Origin of the sequence: Sphingopyxis sp. BE235, from assembly GCF_031457175.1 — a bacterium.
In the GTDB taxonomy this organism is placed as follows: domain Bacteria; phylum Pseudomonadota; class Alphaproteobacteria; order Sphingomonadales; family Sphingomonadaceae; genus Sphingopyxis.
In genome coordinates this window covers 411,868-429,475 of the sequence record NZ_JAVDWC010000003.1, presented here as the reverse complement: position 1 = coordinate 429,475, position 17,608 = coordinate 411,868, and the positions used below count along the sequence as shown (strand labels likewise).

14 protein-coding genes are annotated in these 17,608 nt (G+C 65.2%); 8 read left to right on the top strand and 6 right to left on the bottom strand.

The genetic code is table 11. The features are described from left to right. Positions 1-121 precede the first annotated feature (121 nt). Entirely contained in the window at positions 122-1,519 is a 1,398-nt protein-coding gene (locus tag J2X38_RS15665; RefSeq protein WP_310255318.1) for a methyl-accepting chemotaxis protein, read from the bottom strand. Between the two features lie 160 nt (positions 1,520-1,679). Between J2X38_RS15665 and J2X38_RS15660 the strand changes: the two genes are divergently transcribed. The 4 genes from J2X38_RS15660 (at position 1,680) to J2X38_RS15645 (ending at position 5,638) form a co-directional block, all read left to right on the top strand. Continuing rightward, positions 1,680-2,693, top strand: a complete 1,014-nt coding sequence (locus J2X38_RS15660; protein WP_310255317.1) for a hypothetical protein — start codon at positions 1,680-1,682, stop codon at positions 2,691-2,693. 87 nt (positions 2,694-2,780) lie between these two features. Beyond that, on the top strand, positions 2,781-3,959 hold the full coding sequence (locus J2X38_RS15655) for a VWA domain-containing protein (RefSeq protein ID WP_058537236.1): 1,179 nt from the start codon (positions 2,781-2,783) through the stop codon (positions 3,957-3,959). A 31-nt stretch (positions 3,960-3,990) separates the two neighbouring features. Further along, positions 3,991-4,797: a lipid II flippase Amj family protein gene (locus tag J2X38_RS15650; protein ID WP_082639656.1), complete on the top strand. Its 807-nt coding sequence runs from the start codon at positions 3,991-3,993 to the stop codon at positions 4,795-4,797. After that, a complete protein-coding gene (locus J2X38_RS15645; protein ID WP_310255316.1) occupies positions 4,790-5,638 on the top strand; it encodes a DUF817 domain-containing protein in 849 nt (282 codons plus the stop codon). The genes J2X38_RS15650 and J2X38_RS15645 overlap by 8 nt, the downstream gene beginning before the upstream one ends. Here J2X38_RS15645 and J2X38_RS15640 read toward each other — a convergent pair. The 4 genes from J2X38_RS15640 to J2X38_RS15625 are packed head-to-tail and all read right to left on the bottom strand — an operon-like array spanning position 5,635 to position 9,593. After that, complete coding sequence (locus J2X38_RS15640) at positions 5,635-6,879, bottom strand: Xaa-Pro peptidase family protein (RefSeq protein ID WP_310255479.1); 1,245 nt, start codon at positions 6,877-6,879, stop codon at positions 5,635-5,637. The genes J2X38_RS15645 and J2X38_RS15640 overlap by 4 nt on opposite strands. A gap of 16 nt (positions 6,880-6,895) precedes the next feature. After that, positions 6,896-7,831, bottom strand: coding sequence for a hypothetical protein (locus J2X38_RS15635; RefSeq protein WP_310255315.1), 936 nt, complete (start codon positions 7,829-7,831; stop codon positions 6,896-6,898). Positions 7,832-7,842: 11 nt separating this feature from the next. Beyond that, positions 7,843-9,048 (bottom strand): DUF1343 domain-containing protein, encoded by a 1,206-nt coding sequence (locus J2X38_RS15630; RefSeq protein ID WP_310255314.1) that lies wholly within the window; start codon positions 9,046-9,048, stop codon positions 7,843-7,845. Continuing rightward, on the bottom strand, positions 9,045-9,593 hold the full coding sequence (locus J2X38_RS15625; RefSeq protein ID WP_058537240.1) for a DOMON-like domain-containing protein: 549 nt from the start codon (positions 9,591-9,593) through the stop codon (positions 9,045-9,047). Before J2X38_RS15625 ends, J2X38_RS15630 begins: the two co-directional genes overlap by 4 nt. A gap of 41 nt (positions 9,594-9,634) precedes the next feature. Between J2X38_RS15625 and tyrS the strand changes: the two genes are divergently transcribed. Together tyrS and J2X38_RS15615 are read left to right on the top strand one after the other, a co-directional pair. After that, on the top strand, positions 9,635-10,861 hold the full coding sequence (gene tyrS / locus J2X38_RS15620) for a tyrosine--tRNA ligase (protein ID WP_310255313.1): 1,227 nt from the start codon (positions 9,635-9,637) through the stop codon (positions 10,859-10,861). A 74-nt stretch (positions 10,862-10,935) separates the two neighbouring features. Beyond that, on the top strand, positions 10,936-11,277 hold the full coding sequence (locus J2X38_RS15615) for a PilZ domain-containing protein (protein ID WP_058537242.1): 342 nt from the start codon (positions 10,936-10,938) through the stop codon (positions 11,275-11,277). A 138-nt stretch (positions 11,278-11,415) separates the two neighbouring features. Here J2X38_RS15615 and recG read toward each other — a convergent pair whose 3' ends face one another. After that, complete coding sequence (gene recG / locus J2X38_RS15610; protein ID WP_310255312.1) at positions 11,416-13,482, bottom strand: ATP-dependent DNA helicase RecG; 2,067 nt, start codon at positions 13,480-13,482, stop codon at positions 11,416-11,418. Positions 13,483-13,729: 247 nt separating this feature from the next. On the opposite strand from recG, the gene J2X38_RS15605 reads away from it, so the two are divergent. Both J2X38_RS15605 and mfd read left to right on the top strand, forming a co-directional pair. Then, positions 13,730-13,990 carry a succinate dehydrogenase assembly factor 2 gene (locus J2X38_RS15605; protein ID WP_310255311.1) on the top strand — a complete coding sequence of 87 codons (261 nt, stop codon included), beginning with the start codon at positions 13,730-13,732 and terminating at the stop codon, positions 13,988-13,990. After that, complete coding sequence (gene mfd / locus J2X38_RS15600) at positions 13,987-17,565, top strand: transcription-repair coupling factor (protein ID WP_310255310.1); 3,579 nt, start codon at positions 13,987-13,989, stop codon at positions 17,563-17,565. The genes J2X38_RS15605 and mfd overlap by 4 nt, the downstream gene beginning before the upstream one ends. Positions 17,566-17,608: the final 43 nt, after the last annotated feature.

The following is a 17,608-nucleotide window of genomic DNA, read 5'->3' as shown; positions in this document are numbered from 1 at the left end:
CATGGGGAGGTGGCAGCGCGAAGCGCTGACGGAGGGGCCAATGGCGCACCGTCGCGGCCCCTCCACCATCCGCTTCGCGGACGGTCCCCCTCCCCATCGCTTCGCGACAGGGAGGATCTAATTAAAGCTGATACGCCACCTCGACGTCGCCCCAGCGGCGGCCGTTGATCATCGCGGGCATATAGACGTTGCGCACGGTCACATAATTGATGCCGTCGCCTTCCTGCCGATAGACCGTCATGAAAAAGGGCGCGGTGCTGCGCTTCGCCGCGGCGTCGACCCCGTCATAGAGGATGCGGCCGTTGCGGCAATGCGCGGTGTCATGCTCAAGTTCGCCGGTCGGCGCGCGCGAGCATTCGGTGATATGCGTCGGCAGAAAGCCGTTCATGTCACCCGCCGACGACATCTTGATCTCGGGATGCTGCGCCACGATGCGGTCGAACAGCGGGCGCCAGTGCGCGTCGGCCCAGTCGCAGAGTGACGTGCGAAAACGTTCGGGGTTCGAATTCGGCACGCGCACATAATCGGTGTCGAACAGCTGCTCCATCGACAGCTCGCCGTGCGCGACCGCGCGTTCGGCCAGTCCGACGAATTCGTCGCGCACCTTCGCCGCCAGGGCGACGATCGCCGAATCCTGAGGGGATACCCCCGCCGAGATCACCGCGTTGAACATGCGGTTCGACACATGCTCCATCGACAGGATCGAATCGCGCGTGCCAACCAAAGTCGAACTGTTATCGCGCACCGAGGTGACGACACCGTCGAGCGCCTCGCGCACCTTCGCGCCATTCGCATGCACCATCGCGCTCGATTGCGCGATACGGTCGCTCTGGTCGTCGAGCAGCGCGACGAGGTGCGTCGCGTCGTGGAGCGCGTCGGTGATCGTTTCGAACTGGGCCTCGGCGCGGCTCGACTGTTCGACCCCCGACTGGATTTCGGTCACGAGCCCGCTCGCCTCGGCGGCGAGGCTGCCGATGCTGCGGCGGATCTCGTCGGTCGCGCCGCGCGTGTTCTGCGCCAACTTCTTCACCTCGGCGGCAACGACCGCAAAGGTGCGGCCCGCATCGCCTGCGCGTTCGGCCTCGATCGCGGCGTTCAAAGCGAGCATGTTCGTGGTCTTGGCGATCTGTTCGATCGACTGGCTGACCTGCTGCACCTGTTCCATCACCGCGGCGAAATTGGTGACATGTGTGCCAAGCCGCGCGACAAGGTCGATCACCGAACGGAATTCGGAGACCGCGGCGTTGACGCGCTCGGCGCCGGTGTCGAGCTGTTCGCACGCGCGCGCCGAGAGCAATTTAGCCTCGTCGGTCGAATCGGCGATCTGGCGCTGGTCGGCCTCGAGGCTGACGACATATTCCTCGAGCCGGCCGAGTTCGGCGATCTGGCGATCCATCTGGTCGGTCGCCCGCTCGATGCGCCCCGCCGCGTCGCTGCACCCGACGGCAAGCTCGCCGCAGTCGCTTGCGACCGACTGGTCGAGTATCTGCGCCGCCGGGTTGATCGGATCATATTTCATTGGCTTGCCCACGTCCCTGAATGATCGAGGAGATATGGCGGACAATGGTTAACGCGGCGTCAATTTCGCGGCCCGATCGCGGGATCGAAGGCGCATTGCACACCGCCCGGCGACGCGTTACGCCTTCGGACGGGCTGTTGGGGAATACGGGGGGAATATCATGCGTCTTTGGCCGGTTCTGGCGGCGGTCGCCGCAATATCCGCGCTGCCCGCAGGGGCGCAGGAAATGGTCGGCGGACATCGCATCATCCGTACCGCGGACCCCGCAATCTGGTCGGGCAGCGAAACGAGCGGGCCGATCACCCATATCGCGACGGGCACCGTCTTTTCCGAAAGCATCGACGGCTTTCAGCGCACCAGCCTTATGGCGGTCGACAATGGCAATGACGTCATGCTGCATTATCGGCTGAAGCGCGAAGCGGCCTCGACCGAGATTTCGGCGTTCCTGTTCCAGCGTGGCGATCTTGCCGAGCATCGGCTGAAGGGGGCGATTGCCTCGCTCGGCCATGGCCGCGACGTGATGACATTTCTGTGGGCCGATGGCCCCTTCGATATCGAAGCACCGCAGAAGCTGCGGGGCTTCAAGGCCACCTACAAGGTCGGCATCGGCGGCGACACCCTGCTCGAATATCTCTATTTCATCGAATTGGGGAAATGGACCGCGAAAGTGCGAGCGACGCTCCCGGCATCGAAGGAACCCGCCGAGGAGGGCCAGATCGACGCCTTCGTCCGCGCGCTTCCCTGGGCATCGATCCTCGCCGCGAACGGCGCCTGCAACGGTTCGGCCTGCGACGGTGAGCAGGCAATGCCCTTCAACAACCATATGGCAGAGATGTTCCTGACGAAAATCGTCGCGAGCGGTCAGGGCAAGGCGTTGCTGGGCGATGCGGCGGAGCCCATTTATGCGCGCGAAGCGGGCGGTAAACGCTGGACGCTCTATCCGCTCGACGAAAAGATAGCGCCGTTGTTCGCGGAGGCATTCGGCCGGATTTCCGCGCGCGCGCCGCTTTATAGCCTGTCGTGGTCGGCGAAGAAGGAAAGCGGCGTCGTCCGCTTCTTTGCTGGCAAACCCAACGAAGAAGCATTCGCCGCGACGGTCGACGGCCTCGTCGCGCATCCCGAGACATCGGCCTTCATCTCGCCGGCCGATGCGGCCGCCTACGCGCCCGATTGAGGTTCGGGCCGATATTCATCGGCGGGGACAGCTTTACGTTCACGTAAAGTGATTGCACGCGCCGCGCGAACGCGATACGCCTACCCCATGTTTTTCGGCTTTCTCGACGAGCTTCGCGCCGCGGGCATTCCCGCGAGCCTGAAAGAGCATCTGATGCTGCTGGAGGCGCTCGACCGCGAGGTGATCGATCGCAGCCCCGAGCAATTCTATTACCTGAGCCGCGCGATCTATGTGAAGGACGAGGGCCTGCTCGACCGTTTTGATCAGGTGTTCAACAAGGTCTTCAAGGGCATCATTTCGGACTATGGCCAGAACCCGGTCGACGTCCCCGCCGACTGGCTGAAGGCGGTCGCCGAGAAATTCCTGACCCCCGAGGAAATGGCCGCGATCGAGTCGCTCGGCGACTGGGACAAGATCATGGAGACGCTGAAGGAGCGGCTCGAGGAACAGCAGAAGCGCCATGAGGGCGGCAGCAAGTGGATCGGCACCGGCGGCACCTCGCCCTTCGGCAATTCGGGTTACAACCCCGAGGGCGTGCGGATCGGCGGCGAGAGCAAGCACAAGCGCGCGCTCAAAGTCTGGGAAAAGCGCGAGTTCCAGAATCTCGACAACACCAAGGAGCTCGGCACCCGCAACATCAAGATCGCGCTTCGCCGCCTGCGCAAGTTCGCGCGCGAGGGCGCGGCCGACGAGCTCGACATTCCGGGCACGATCGACGGCACCGCGCGGCAGGGCTGGCTCGACATCAAGATGCGCCCCGAACGGCGCAATGCGGTCAAGCTGCTGCTCTTCCTCGACGTCGGCGGATCGATGGACCCGTTCATCAAGCTCTGCGAAGAATTGTTCAGCGCGGCGACGACCGAATTCAAGAATCTCGAATTCTTCTATTTCCACAACTGCCCGTACGAAGGCGTGTGGAAGGATAACAAGCGCCGCTGGTCCGAACGCCATCAGATGTGGGATATCCTCCACAAATATGGCCATGATTATAAAGTGATCTTCGTCGGCGACGCGTCGATGAGCGCGTACGAGATCACCCATCCGGGCGGCAGCGTCGAACATTTCAACGAGGAATCGGGCGCGGTCTGGCTCCAGCGGATCACCCATGTCTATCCGGCCGCGGTGTGGCTGAACCCGGTGCCCGAGGCGCATTGGGGCTACACCCAGTCGGTGAAGCTGATCAAACAGCTGATGAACGACCGCATGTACCCGCTCAGCCTCGCCGGGCTGGACGATGCGATGCGCGAGCTGACGCGAAAGCATTGACGCGGCGTGGGCGGGGTGTAGGGGCGCGAAGATGATCGATCTCCCCCTCGTCACCATCCTGCTCCTCACCGGCTTCATCAACCTCATCGGCGCGCTTGCCTATGCCGCGCGCATTGCCGGGGTCCGCACGCGGCGCATCGCGATGTCGTTCGCGCTGTTCAACATCCTCGTGCTCTTCTCGCGCACCTCGAACAGCTTCCTCGGCCCTTTCCTCGCCAAGCGCATCGAGACGCGCATCCACGACGGCAGCGGAGCCCAGCTCTTCATCGACATGCAGCTCGTGCTCGCGGCGGCGAGCGTCGCGACGTTGATCGGCATATTGCTGGTGCCCACCGGGCAGCGGATGTTCGCCGCGGCGATCGGCTGGTATCAGAACAACCGATCGACGACGAAGCTTGCGCTCAAGGCCGCGAGCCCGAGTGGCCTGCGCACATTGGGCCGCTCGCTGACCCTCCCCAGCCTGTCGCACCTCAAGAGCTGGCGGATGCCCAAGGGGATTGGCTGGGGCGTCCTCATCGCCAACTGCCTCGCGCAATCCTTGCTCGCGGTCGGCGTCGTCGCGTCGCTCTATGCCGGCTATCTCGCCCCCGAATTTCGCGTCACCGCGTCGCAGCTCTCGGCGCTGATCAACGGCTTTGCGACGATCCTCCTGTTTGCCTTCATCGACCCGCAATTGTCGGTGATGACCGACGATGCGGTCGAGGGCAAAGTCGACGAGGCCGATTTCCGCCGCGCGATCACGCTGATCTCGCTGAGCCGCCTCGCGGGCACGGTCCTGGCGCAGGCGCTGCTGCTGCCCGCCGCGCTGCTGATCGCATACGTCGCCGTGCATGTCTGACACGCAGCGCGGCCACAGCCGCTTCCTTGCCGTCCGAGCGCGGCTGGAGGCGTTGGCGGTCACACCGGGGCCGCGCGGCTGGTTTCTCGAATTTCTCGTCTTCGGCTTCAAGCAGGGATGGGCGTGCCTGTTCGGCGCGCTGATGCTCGCGCTGCTGCTCGGCACGCATCTCTTCTGGCCCGACGATGCGCCGCTCCACCGCTATGACGCGATCACGATCGGCGCCGTGCTGATCCAGCTCGGCATGCTCGCCTTCCGGCTCGAGACGCCGAAGGAAGCGCTCGTCATCCTGATCTTCCACATCGTCGGCACGGTGATGGAATTGTTCAAGACCGCCGCGGGGTCGTGGCAATATCCCGAGGCGAGCCTGCTCCACATCGGCGCCGTACCGCTCTTTTCGGGCTTCATGTATGCCGCGGTCGGCAGCTATATCGCGCGCGTCTGGCGCATCTTCGATTTCCGCTACACCGGCTATCCGCCCGTTTGGGCGAGCTATGCGCTGGCGGCGGCGATCTACGTCAATTTCTTCGCGCACCATTGGGTATACGACATCCGCTGGTTCCTTTTCGCCGCGACCGCGCTGCTATTCTGGCGCTGTCAGGTGTGGTTCCGCCCGCTCCACACCCACCGCCGCATGCCGCTGCTCGTCGGCTGGGGGCTCGTCGCGCTGTTCATCTGGTTCGCCGAAAATATCGGCACCTTCGCGCGCGCCTGGACCTATCCGAGCCAGAACGACGGCTGGCACATGGTCGGCGTCGAAAAGCTCGGCAGCTGGTATCTGCTGATGATCATTTCGTTCGTGCTCGTCAGCCTCGTCCAGCGGCCGAGGGCGCCCGATTAACCGAACGGCTTGTCGATCGACGGCGGCGGCTCGCTGAACCACTTGGGTCCGCTGTCGGTCATATAGAAACAATCCTCGAGCCGGATGCCGAACTCGCCGGGGATATAGATGCCCGGTTCGTTCGAGAAACACATGCCGGGCGCGAGCTTCGTCGTTTCGCCGTGCACCAGATTGACCGGCTCGTGCCCGTCGAGGCCGATGCCGTGGCCGGTGCGGTGCGAGGTGCCGGGAAGCTTGTAACCGGGTCCCCACCCGAGGCTTTGGTAATAGGCACGCACCGCGTCGTCGACCTGGCCCGCGGGCGTGCCGAGCTTTGCCGCGGCGAAGGCGACGTCCTGTCCCTTGCGCATCTGGTCCCAGACCTGCCGCTGGCGTGCCGTCGCCTTGCCATGGACGAAGGTCCGCGAGATGTCGGATTGATAACCGTGCACCGTCGCGCCGCAGTCCATCAGCACGACCTCGCCGCTCTTCACCGCTTGCGGCTTGCCCGACCCGTGCGGATAGGCACTCGCCTCGCCAAGCAGGATCAGCTCGAACTCGCTCTTGCCGCCAAGTGCTTCGGTCGTCCCCTTCATGATCGCGCCAATGTCGGCGGGGGTCATCCCCGCCTCGACCCGCGGCGCGGTGTGGCGATAGGCGGCGAGCGTGATGTCGGCGGCGATCTGCATCAGCGCGATTTCGGCGGGCGATTTATGCATCCGGCAGCCGCGCACGACCGGCGCGCCGTTGACGACAGTCGCCTGCGGCATCGCTTTTTCGAGCCCGTCGACCGCGAAATAACGCACCGTCTCCTCAACCGCGATCCGGCCCTTGCTCAGCCCGCGCTTGCCGAGCCACGCCGCGACTGCGGCGAGCGGATTTTCATCCTCATTCCACGTCAGCACCTCGGCATCGATCCCAAGGCTTTCGCGCACCGAGGGTTCCTCGAAGAAGGGTGTGACGATCGCGACGTCACCCTCGCGCGTCAGCACCGCGGCGGTCAGCCGCTCACTGCGCCACCATTCGACCCCGGTGAAATAGATGAGGCTCGACCCCGGCTCGATCAGCAGCGCGCCGATATCGTTCGCGCGCATCAGCTCTTTCGCCTTGGCGATCCGTGCCATGCGCTCGGCCTTGCCGATCGGCACCGCCTTGGCGGCGAGATTGGGGAGACCGGCGGTATCGGCGGCGAACGCAGGCGCGGGCAAAGTCGCCGCCAGTCCGCCGATCGCCGCGGTGCCCAGAAATTGCCGTCGCTGCATCATTGCTTTCTCTCCGTCAGTTTCGGGGCGTCATGGGTATACTTAAGGGCGGCGGCAATTTTTCATTGATGCGCTGCATCTCTTCGCTGCGGCGATCACTATATTGCCTCATCAGGTCTTGGCAGAACCGCCGGGCGGTCTCCGTCCCGAGTAGGCCCGGCTCTGCCACGATATCGGCCCATGACAGTCCATCGGCAACGCACATCAGGTCTTGGAAGTCCCCCGCGTAAATTCTGTCGGAAAAATAGGCAAACAATCGTCCGCGCCGCGTCGCAACGACCGATGCGGTCCAGTTATCGTCGATCAACGGTATCGCCCAAGCTTTCGGCCGAACTTCCCGGATCAGCGTAACGCTGACCTCGCCTGCCGAGACCTTGTCTTCGACGATATAGTCCGGCTTTGCTTTGCGGCCTTTCCACTCATCCAGCATGGCCAATTGGTCGGCCGGCGGCGGCTTGCAACCGAGGTCCGACATATACATGCCCGCCCAGTTGAGCCCGGGCGCGATCGGCCCGCCCGGAAGCCGGTCCCATCGCATTTCCATCCGGCACAGGTCGACCTTGTCCTTCCGCTCGATCCGGCCATTGTTGTAATCGTCGAGCGATGCATAATGGCCTAAAGGCATGACGTAGAACACGCCCTTGCGGGGTGTCACCGCGCCAATGATGATCCGCGGGCGCGATGAGTCGCTGGGAAAAACAGAATAAACGCTGACCTGAGGCTGATATTTTGAGTCGCGCGCTTCTTCTGCTGCCCGTTTCCGCAGCAGGCCGACGACATCACGATGGGACTGCTTCAGACGCTCGATATCGGTCCCGCCGGGGAACGGCAGCGTAACGACCTCACGCTCGACAAAGGATGCTGCTGACGGCTCGGCCGCGCAGCTTGCGATCGGGAACGCAAGGGCAATGCTGATCGCAGCCGTCAAGCTTTGCCGCCAGATCGTCAGCATTTGTTCGCCCCTCAATAAATCAGCAAATCCGCGATTTCCGCGCGCCACGCCGCCTCGTCGGGCAGCGCCAGCGCGTCGAGATCGCCCGCATCTGCACCCGCATCGTCGACCCACTCGCGCAGGCCCGGTCCGCCGTTGATCACGTCGATCGCGAGCACATCGTCGGTATACTCATATTTGAAATCCTTGCCGCGCCAGATCGGATAGTCCGGATAGAGGCTGCGGATCGCCTTGAAGCCCAATGCCTGCACGCGCCACGGCTGGAAGGCATCGTCGTCGTACCACGGCCCGTCGGCATGGATATGCACGCCGCTGCTCAGCTGGCCGACATGCTTGTGAAAGGTCGGCTGGAACCAGATATCGCGCAGCTTGCACCCGCCGAGCCATTGCGGCGCGAGGCGCTGCATTTCGGCGATCACCGCCTTGGCGTCGATGTCGGGCGCGCCGAACAGTTCGAGCGGACGCGTCGTGCCCCTGCCCTCGCTCAAGGTCGCGCCCTCGACCATCACCGTGCCAGCATAGGCGCGCGCCATATTGACGTTCGCGGCGTTCGGGCTGGGGTTGATCCACACGCGGTCGGTGGGCCAGCCGAAGCCGGGGCCTTTCGGGTCCCACCCCTCCATCTCGATGACGCGATAATCGACATCGAGCCCGAAGTGGCGGATGAACCAATGTCCGATCTCGCCCATCGTGAGGCCATGACGCATCACCATCGGCCCCGCGCCGACGAAACTTTCCCAGCCGGGCAAAAGCCGCGTGCCTTCGACCGGGCGCCCCGCGGGGTTCGGCCGGTCGAGCACCCACACCGCCTTGCCATGCTGCGCCGCGGCCTCGAGGATGTAGAGCAGGGTCGTGACATAGGTGTAGATGCGGCAGCCGAGATCCTGCAGGTCGACCAGCATCACGTCGAAGGTGTGCATCGACTGGCCCGACGGCCGGCGCACCTCGCCATAGAGGCTGAACACCGGCATGCCATAGGTCGGATCGGTGAAGTCGGGCGACTCCATCATATTGTCCTGAAGGTCGCCGCGAACGCCATGCTGCGGCCCGAACACCGCCGTGATGTCGAGCCCCGAAGCGACGAGCGCATCGACGCTGTGCGTCAGGTCGGCGGTGACCGAGGCGGGGTGCGCGAGCAGCGCGACGCGCTTTCCTTCGAGCGGTTTGCGAAGCGCCGGGTCGGCGAGCAGGCGGTCGATGCCGAAGTTTACTGTCATGCCGCGTCGGGTGCCCCAAGCGTGAGCGCAAAGCAATCGGGATGATGGAAGTCGGGCTTGCCCGGCGGGTGCGCGAGCGCCCAATAGCTTTTGGTGCCGTCGAGCTCCTCGATCACCGCCGACAGCGCCAATTTTGCGCCATTATCGGGAAAAATGCCGGGCTCGACGCGCAGCGCATAGCTTTGATCGCCCTTCTCCGCCGCCATTTCCCAGGGCGCAAGGTCGTCGGTGCGGAGCAGCGAGCGATAATCGTCGAACTGGTAGCAGGCCCAGCGGCCGTCGGGCGAATAGTTGAACTCGGTATAATCGGGCTCGCCCTCTTCGGTCAGGAATGCCTCGAAGCAAGTGCTTTCCCACAGGCCATCGGTCGCGCTGTCGGCGATGACGAGTTCGCCCTGCCCGTCGGGCAGCACCAGCGCGGCGATCGCGCCATCGACGATGAAGCGCAGCGCAAAACCGTCCTCGAACGACAGCGAGACCTCGACCGCGACGGCGCGCACGGCCTTTCCCGGGGTGCCGGGGTGACAGATCAATTCCCTGCGCATGCTATCCAAATATCAAACCCCATGCTAAGCGCCCGCCCGCTATGACCAGTTACAAATCCGACCTGCTGCGCCTGCTCGACGAGCGAGGCTATATCCATCAGACGACCGACGCGGAAGGGCTCGATGCGCTCGCCGCCAAACAAGTCGTCCCGGGATATATCGGCTTCGACGCGACGGCGCCCAGCCTGCATGTCGGCAGCCTCGTCCAGATCATGATGCTGCGCCGCCTGCAACAGACGGGGCACAAGCCCGTCGTGCTGATGGGCGGCGGGACGACGCGGATCGGCGACCCCACGGGCCGCGACGAAAGCCGCAAGATGCTGTCGGACGAAACGATCGCGGCGAACATCGCGTCGATCTTCAGCATCTTTCAGCAATTCCTCAGCTTCGGCGACGGGCCGACCGACGCGGTGATGGTCGACAATCAGGACTGGCTCGGCCAGCTCGGCTATATCGAGCTGCTGCAGGAAGTCGGCACACACTTCACGATCAACCGCATGATGACCTTCGATTCGGTCAAGCTGCGGCTCGAGCGCGAACAGCCGATGACCTTCCTCGAATTCAATTACATGATCCTGCAGGGCTATGATTTCCGTCATCTGTCGAAGGACAGGGGCGTGCGGCTGCAGATGGGCGGATCCGACCAGTGGGGCAATATCGTCAACGGCATGGAGCTGGGCCGCCGCATGGACGGCGCCGACCTTTACGGCCTGACGACTCCGCTGCTGACCACCGCGGCGGGCGCCAAAATGGGCAAAACCGCCGCCGGCGCGGTGTGGCTTAATCCCGAACAGCTGTCCCATTTTGACTATTGGCAATATTGGCGCAACTGCGACGACCGCGACGTCGGCAAGTTCCTCAAGCTCTTCACCGACCTGCCGCTCGATGAGATCGCGCGGCTCGAAGCGCTCGAGGGCGCGGAGATCAACGAGGCGAAGAAAATCCTCGCGAACGAAGCGACCGCGATGTGCCGCGGCGCCGACGCCGCAAAGGCCGCCGCCGAGACAGCGACGCAAACCTTTGAAAAGGGGCAGATCGGCGGCGACCTTCCGCAAGCCGTCGCGCCCGCCGAGGGGATCAGCGTCGTCGATGCGCTGCGCGAACTGGGCTTCGCGGGCTCGAACAAGGAAGCGCGCCGCAAGCTCGACGAAGGCGCGGTGAAGGTCGATGGCGTCGTCATTCGCGACCCCCAGCACCTGATCGTGCCCAGCGCGGACCCCGTTCCGCTGAGCCTCGGATCAAAAAGACATGGCCTTGTGACCCGCTAGGGCGCAGGGAAGCGTTTACGACTTCTTCAGCAATCGGATGGATCGTCATGGCCAAATCAACAAGGTCCACGAATATGCGCAAGATTGACACGAGCAAGGCCCATTATGTCGGCCTCGACCAGCGGATCGCTCCGCGTAGCGACGTCTATTGCCGCCTCCCCTTCGTCATGCCCGACGGACGGCAGGAAATGTGCACCTGCGTCAACATCAGCGCCGACGGTATGCTGATGCGCTTCGAACGCGGACTGGAGATCGGCGATCTCGTCGTTTTCCGCATGCCGATCATCGGCCGCACCTCGGCGAAGGTCGTCTGGTCGCTCGCCGGTAAGACGGGTGTGCAGTTCGACAAGTCGATCTCGGTCGAAGATTATCTGCCGATGATCCGCGCCATGGGTGCACGGGGCGACGTCAACTAAGAACATTGCAAGCAGCGGCACGTTCTTCCCCCCCCTCCCGCTTGCGGGAGGGGGGGGGGGAGGGTCTGTCTATGCAAACTGCCGACGGTGGAAGGACATGCCCTCCCCTAACCCCTCCCGCAAGCGGGAGGGGGACTATCAACCACTCCGCAGCAGCGGCACCGCCGCGTCGCGCTCGAACAGATAGAGGCAGAGCCGCACCGCTTCCGCGCGCGCGCCATCCATCCCGCCGTCGCGTTCGACGAACAGCCGCGCGTCGTCGTGCGCGACGGGCAGCAGCCGCACCAGCTGTTCGGGGGTTGCCAGCCGGTAGTCGGCATCGCCCGACTGTTTGAGCCCGAGCAGTTCGCCGCCGCCGCGCAGCTCGAGATCCTTTTCGGCAATCACGAAACCGTCGTTCGTATCGCGCATCAACGCGAGCCGCTCGCGCGCGGTTTCGGACAGATTTTGCGAGCGCAGCAACAGGCACACCGATTTCGCGGTGCCGCGCCCGACGCGGCCACGCAGCTGATGGAGCTGCGCGAGCCCGAAATTCTCGGCATGCTCGACGATCATCAGGCTGGCGGCGGGCACATCGACCCCCACCTCGATCACCGTCGTCGCGACGAGCACCCCGATCTCGCCCGCCTGGAAACGCGCCATGACGGCATCCTTTTCGGGCCCCTTCATCCTCCCATGGACGAGTCCGACGCGATGCTCGCCGAGCCGCGCGCGCAGCAGGGCGGCGCGCTCCTCGGCCGCCGCGAGTTCGCTGACCTCGCTCTCGGCGACGAGCGGACACACCCAATAGGCTTGCGCGCCGCTCGCGAGATGGCGGTCGAGGCCGTCGACGACGTCGTCGAGCCGGTCGAGCGAAATGACGCGCGTATCGACCGGGGTGCGCCCCGGCGGCATCTCGTCGATCTGTGACACGTCCATCTCGCCATGATTTGCGAGCTGCAGCGTGCGCGGGATCGGCGTCGCGGTCATCACCAGCAGATGCGGCGGACGCGCCGCCTTTTGCGTGAGCATCAGCCGCTGCGCGACGCCGAAGCGATGCTGTTCGTCGACGACGACGAGCGCGAGATCCTTGTAGGTCACCGCCTGCTGGAAGATCGCGTGGGTGCCGACGAGGATATCGATGCTGCCGTCGGCCAGCCCCATCAAAGTCGATTCGCGCGCCTTGCCCTTGTCCCGCCCGGTGAGGATCGCAAGATTCACCGGCAGGCCGCCAAGCATCCGCTGCAAGGTCGCAAAATGCTGGCGCGCCAAAATCTCGGTCGGGGCGAGCAGCGCCGCCTGCGTCCCCGCCTCGACCGCCGCGAGCATCGCGCGCAGCGCGACGAGCGTCTTGCCCGACCCGACATCGCCCTGCAGCATGCGCAGCATCGGCGTGTCCTGCGCCATGTCGCCGGCGATCTCGCGCCCGACGCGCTCCTGCGCGCCGGTGAGCCCAAAGGGCAGCTTCAGCGCATCGGTCAGCCTGCCATCGCCGACGATCGGGCGGCCCTTGCGCGTCCTGAGGCCCTGGCGGATCAGCATCAGCGCGACCTGGCTTGCGAAAATCTCGTCATAGGCGAGCCGGTCGCGCGCCGCTTCGTCGCGCGGGCTGGCGTGCGCACGCCCCATCGCTTCTCGCCACGCGGGCCAATTCCGGCTGGCAAGCAAGGGCGTGTCGATCCATTCGGCGAGTTCGGGCCGTCGTTCGAGCGCGACCTGCCCCAGCTGCGACAGCCGCGCGTTGGTGAGGCCCTCTGTCAATGGATAGACGGGCTCGTGCTCGGCGATGCCCGCCTCGTCGCCGGGCTCGACGACCTGATCAGGATGCACGATCTGGCGCATGTCGCCATAGAGATCGAGCCGCCCCGACACGCGGCGCTTCTCGCCGAGCGGGAACAATTTACGCGCGAGCCCCGACGTGCGCCCGAAATAGACGAGCCGGACATGGTCGCCCGCATCGTCGAACGCCTCGACCCCGAACGGCGCGCGCGGGCTGCGTCCCGGGCGGTAATCCTGCGCGGTCAGATCGACGATGATCGTCTGCCCCGCCTGCGCCTGATCGAGCCGATCGACCGGAAAGCGCGAGATCAATCCGGTCGGCAAATGGAACAGCACATCGACGACGCGCTCCAGCCCCAGCCGCGTCAGCGGCTTGGCAAGCTGCGGCCCGACGCCTTTCAGGTCGGTGAGCGCGGCAAAGAGCGGATTGAGTATCTCGGGTCGCATGATCGTGCAGGGTATCTAGCGCGAGCCTTTCCAACTTGCACCTCTCCTCTCCCCTTGCGGGAGAGGAAAGCGAGACTTGCCCCGGACCTGTCCGGGGCTTAGTCGCAGCCGGAGAGGGGTATGCGCTTGCAAAGCAAGCGCGCGCTCGCCATGCGAGCACTTCACCCTCTTCCAACTTCGCCTAGCCGCTATCGCGACAAGGCTCCGTATCCTTCTCCCGTCAAGGGAGAAGGGAAAAGAGAACCAGATGGACGACCGCCTCAAACGCCTGAAATTCCGTGCCTGGCACCGTGGCACGCGCGAGGCCGATTATATGATCGGCGGCTTTTTCGACCGCTATGCGAGCGAATGGAGCGAAGCGGAACTCAGCTGGTACGAAGCCGTTGTCGAGGAAGACGACGTCGACATCATGGCGTGGGCGCTCGGCACGGGTCAGCCGCCCGCGCATCTCGACCGACCGGAGATGATCGCCGCGATGCGCCGCCTGGACTATATCCCGCTGCCATGACGATGCCCGCCGCCGACATTTTTGCCGCGATCGGATCGGCGTCGGCGCCGCTGACGCTGGCGCGCGCGGCCGACGGCTTCCTGCCGCTGCTGCTCGCCGATCTGGCGCGCGCAAGCGACAAGCGCCTCGTCTATGTCGCCACCGACGATACGGCGATGCAGGCAATTGCCGACGCGGCGCCCTTCTTTGCACCTGACCTCATCGTCCACCGCTTCCCGGCGTGGGATTGCCTACCCTACGACCGCGCGGGCCCGTCGATGCGCGTCAGCGCCGACCGGCTTGCCACGCTTTCGGCGCTGCAACTGCCAGCCAAGCGCGGCGAACTGATCCTCACCACCATCGCCGCGATCACCCAGCGCACGCTGACGCCGTTCCGCATCCGCCAGCTCGCGACGACGCTCGCGGCCGGGCAGCGGATCGACCGCGATGCGCTCGCCGAACTGCTCGTGTCGAACGGCTTCAGCCGCGTCGACACCGTCGCCGACCAAGGCGAGTTCGCGGTGCGCGGCGGCATCCTCGACCTGTTCCCCGCGGGCGAAGAGACAGGGCTGCGCGTCGATTTCTTTGGCGACGAGATCGAGAGCATCCGCCGCTTCGACCCCGCCGACCAGCGCAGCCTTGGTCCCGCCAAGGCGCTGCAGCTGCTCCCGGCATCCGAAACCTTGCTCGACGAGGCGACGATCAAGCGTTTCCGCTCGGCGTATCGCGACCTGTTCGGCGGGCAGTCGACGGGCGATCCGCTCTATCAGGCGGTCAGCGACGGGCGGCGGCAGGCGGGGATGGACCATTGGCTGCCGCTGTTCGAGGAACGGCTCGCGACCCTGTTCGACCATATCGATCCCGCGACCCCCGTCCTTCGCGGCCACCGCACCGAGGCGACCGCCGAGACACGCTTCGCGGCGATCGCCGACTATCATGCGAACCGCGTCGCCGCCGAACGCGAGTCGCCGGGCAGCTATCGCCCGCTGGCGCCCGAGACGCTGTATCTGACCGAGGAGGAATGGGCCGGGGTCTCTTCGGATCGCCCGATCCATATCGTCACCCCCTTCGATGTCCCGCCCGCCGCGACGGTCGTCGATCTCGAAACCTTTGCCGCGCGCGATTTCACCCCCGAGCGCACCGCCGATCTCAACGTCTACGACAAGGTCGCCGATCATCTGTCGGACGAGCGCCGCAAGGGGCGGCGCACGATCATCGCGAGCTATTCGGGCGGCGCGCGCGAACGCCTGTCGGGGTTGCTGCGCGACCATGGCGTCACTTCGCTGGTCCAGGTCGAAACGTGGCAGGAGGCGCTGGGCGTATCTTCTCCCCTCCCGCTTGCGGGAGGGGTCGGGGGAGGGCCTGTTGCGAAGCGCGCCGACGAAACAAGCCCTCCCCTAGCCCCTCCCGCAAGCGGGAGGGGAACAAGTGTCGCGATGGTCGTCCTCCCCCTCGATCACGGTTTCGCGTCCGACGCGATTAGCCTGCTCACCGAACAGGACATTCTCGGCGAACGCCTCGTCCGCCGTCAGAAACGCCGCAAGAGCGCCGACGCCTTCCTCGCCGAACTCGCGACGCTCAGCGTGGGCGACCTTGTCGTCCACCTCGACCACGGCATCGGGCGCTACGAGGGACTGACCCAGATCCCCGTCGGGAGCAGCCCGCACGATTGCGTCGCGCTCACTTATTCGGGCGGCGACAAGCTCTACGTCCCGGTAGAAAATCTCGACGTCCTCTCGCGCTACGGCGGCGAGAGCGACGGCGTCGGCCTCGACAAGCTCGGCGGCGAGGCGTGGCAGCGCCGCAAGGCGCGGATGAAGGAGCGTATCCGCGAGATCGCGGGCGAACTGCTCGCGACCGCGGCGCAGCGCGCGCTACGCTCGGGCGAATTGCTCGCGCAGGACGCCGCCTATCCCGCCTTCGCCGACCGCTTCCCCTATCAGGAAACCGACGATCAGGACCGCGCGATCGGCGACGTGCTCGCCGACATGGCGTCGGGCCGCCCGATGGACCGGCTCGTCTGCGGCGATGTCGGGTTCGGCAAGACCGAGGTTGCGCTCCGCGCCGCGTTCGTCGCGGCGATGGCGGGGGTGCAGGTCGCGGTGGTCGTGCCGACGACGTTGCTCGCGCGCCAGCATTACACCAATTTCTCCGAGCGCTTCAAAGGCTTCCCGGTCAACATCGGCCGCCTCTCGCGCCTCGTTCCGGCGGGTGAAGCGCAGAAGACGCGCGACGGGCTCGAAAGCGGTCATATCGACATCGTCGTCGGCACCCATGCGGTGATCGCCAAATCGGTCGAGTTCAAGAATCTCGGCCTCGTCATCGTCGACGAGGAACAGCGCTTCGGCGTCGTTCACAAGGAACGGCTGAAGCAGCTCAAGACCGACGTCCATGTCCTGACCCTCACCGCGACCCCGATCCCGCGCACGTTGCAGATGGCGATGTCGGGTCTGCGCGAACTCAGCGTCATCCAGACCCCGCCGGTCGACCGCCTCGCGGTGCGCACTTACGTCGCGCCGTGGGATCCCGTCGTGCTTCGCGAAGCGTTGCTGCGCGAGCATGACCGCGGCGGGCAGAGCTTCTTCGTCGTCCCGCGGATCAAGGATCTGCCCGATATCGAGGAGTTCCTGCGCAACCGCGTGCCCGAAATCAAATATGTCGTCGCGCACGGCCAGATGACCCCGACCGAGGTCGAGGACCGGATGAGTGCGTTCTACGACCGCAAATATGATGTGCTGCTGTCGACGACGATCGTCGAAAGCGGGCTCGACATTCCGAGCGCCAACACGCTGATCATCCACCGCGCCGACCGCTTCGGCCTCGCGCAGCTGTATCAGCTGCGCGGGCGCGTCGGACGCGCGAAGACACGCGCCTATGCGTATCTCACAACCCCCGAGCATGGCGCGATCACCGACACCGCCGAAAAGCGGCTCAAGCTGCTCGGCGATCTCGACACCCTCGGCGCGGGCTTCCAACTCGCGAGCCACGATCTCGACATTCGCGGCGCGGGCAATCTCGTCGGCGACGAACAGTCGGGGCATATTCGCGAGGTCGGCTTCGAACTGTACCAGTCGATGCTCGAAGAGGCGATCCTCGTCGCCAAGGCCGAGGGCGCCGGAAAGCTGCCGCCGCGCGAGGCGTTGTCGCCGACGATCACCGTCGACGCGCCGATCCTCATCCCCGAGGATTATGTTCCCGACCTGCCGCTGCGCATGGCGCTCTACCGCCGCCTGAACGATGCGCAGGACCGTCCGGCGCTCGATGCGTTCGCGGCCGAGATGATTGACCGCTTCGGCCCGCTGCCGCCCGAGACCGCGAACCTCGTCCAGCTGATGGAGATCAAGGCGAACGCCAAGCTCGCGGGCATCGCCAAGCTCGACGTGGGCACCAAGGGCGCGCTCGTCAGCTTCCACGGCGACCAGTTCGCCAACGTCCCGGGGCTGATCGCCTATGTCGAGCGGCTGAAGGGCCGTGCGCGCATCCGCCCCGACAACAAGCTGTCGATCAGCGGCGACTGGGTGAGCACCGGCGCACGCCTCAACGGCGCGTTGCAGCTATCGAAGGGTTTGGGGAAACTGGCGAGACAAGTGGCTTGATCGTCGCCCCTGCGGAGGCAGGGGCCGCTGGCAACCTTGCGCC

Excerpts from the sequence above, each read along its gene's own strand:
- J2X38_RS15665 (WP_310255318.1), bottom strand. The coding sequence starts at position 1,519 with ATGAAATATGATCCGATCAACCCGGCGGCGCAGATACTCGACCAGTCG.
- J2X38_RS15660 (WP_310255317.1), top strand. The coding sequence starts at position 1,680 with ATGCGTCTTTGGCCGGTTCTGGCGGCGGTCGCCGCAATATCCGCGCTG.
- J2X38_RS15655 (WP_058537236.1), top strand. The coding sequence starts at position 2,781 with ATGTTTTTCGGCTTTCTCGACGAGCTTCGCGCCGCGGGCATTCCCGCG.
- J2X38_RS15650 (WP_082639656.1), top strand. The coding sequence starts at position 3,991 with ATGATCGATCTCCCCCTCGTCACCATCCTGCTCCTCACCGGCTTCATC.
- J2X38_RS15645 (WP_310255316.1), top strand. The coding sequence starts at position 4,790 with ATGTCTGACACGCAGCGCGGCCACAGCCGCTTCCTTGCCGTCCGAGCG.
- J2X38_RS15640 (WP_310255479.1), bottom strand. The coding sequence starts at position 6,879 with ATGCAGCGACGGCAATTTCTGGGCACCGCGGCGATCGGCGGACTGGCG.
- J2X38_RS15635 (WP_310255315.1), bottom strand. The coding sequence starts at position 7,831 with ATGCTGACGATCTGGCGGCAAAGCTTGACGGCTGCGATCAGCATTGCC.
- J2X38_RS15630 (WP_310255314.1), bottom strand. The coding sequence starts at position 9,048 with ATGACAGTAAACTTCGGCATCGACCGCCTGCTCGCCGACCCGGCGCTT.
- J2X38_RS15625 (WP_058537240.1), bottom strand. The coding sequence starts at position 9,593 with ATGCGCAGGGAATTGATCTGTCACCCCGGCACCCCGGGAAAGGCCGTG.
- tyrS (WP_310255313.1), top strand. The coding sequence starts at position 9,635 with ATGACCAGTTACAAATCCGACCTGCTGCGCCTGCTCGACGAGCGAGGC.
- J2X38_RS15615 (WP_058537242.1), top strand. The coding sequence starts at position 10,936 with ATGCGCAAGATTGACACGAGCAAGGCCCATTATGTCGGCCTCGACCAG.
- recG (WP_310255312.1), bottom strand. The coding sequence starts at position 13,482 with ATGCGACCCGAGATACTCAATCCGCTCTTTGCCGCGCTCACCGACCTG.
- J2X38_RS15605 (WP_310255311.1), top strand. The coding sequence starts at position 13,730 with ATGGACGACCGCCTCAAACGCCTGAAATTCCGTGCCTGGCACCGTGGC.
- mfd (WP_310255310.1), top strand. The coding sequence starts at position 13,987 with ATGACGATGCCCGCCGCCGACATTTTTGCCGCGATCGGATCGGCGTCG.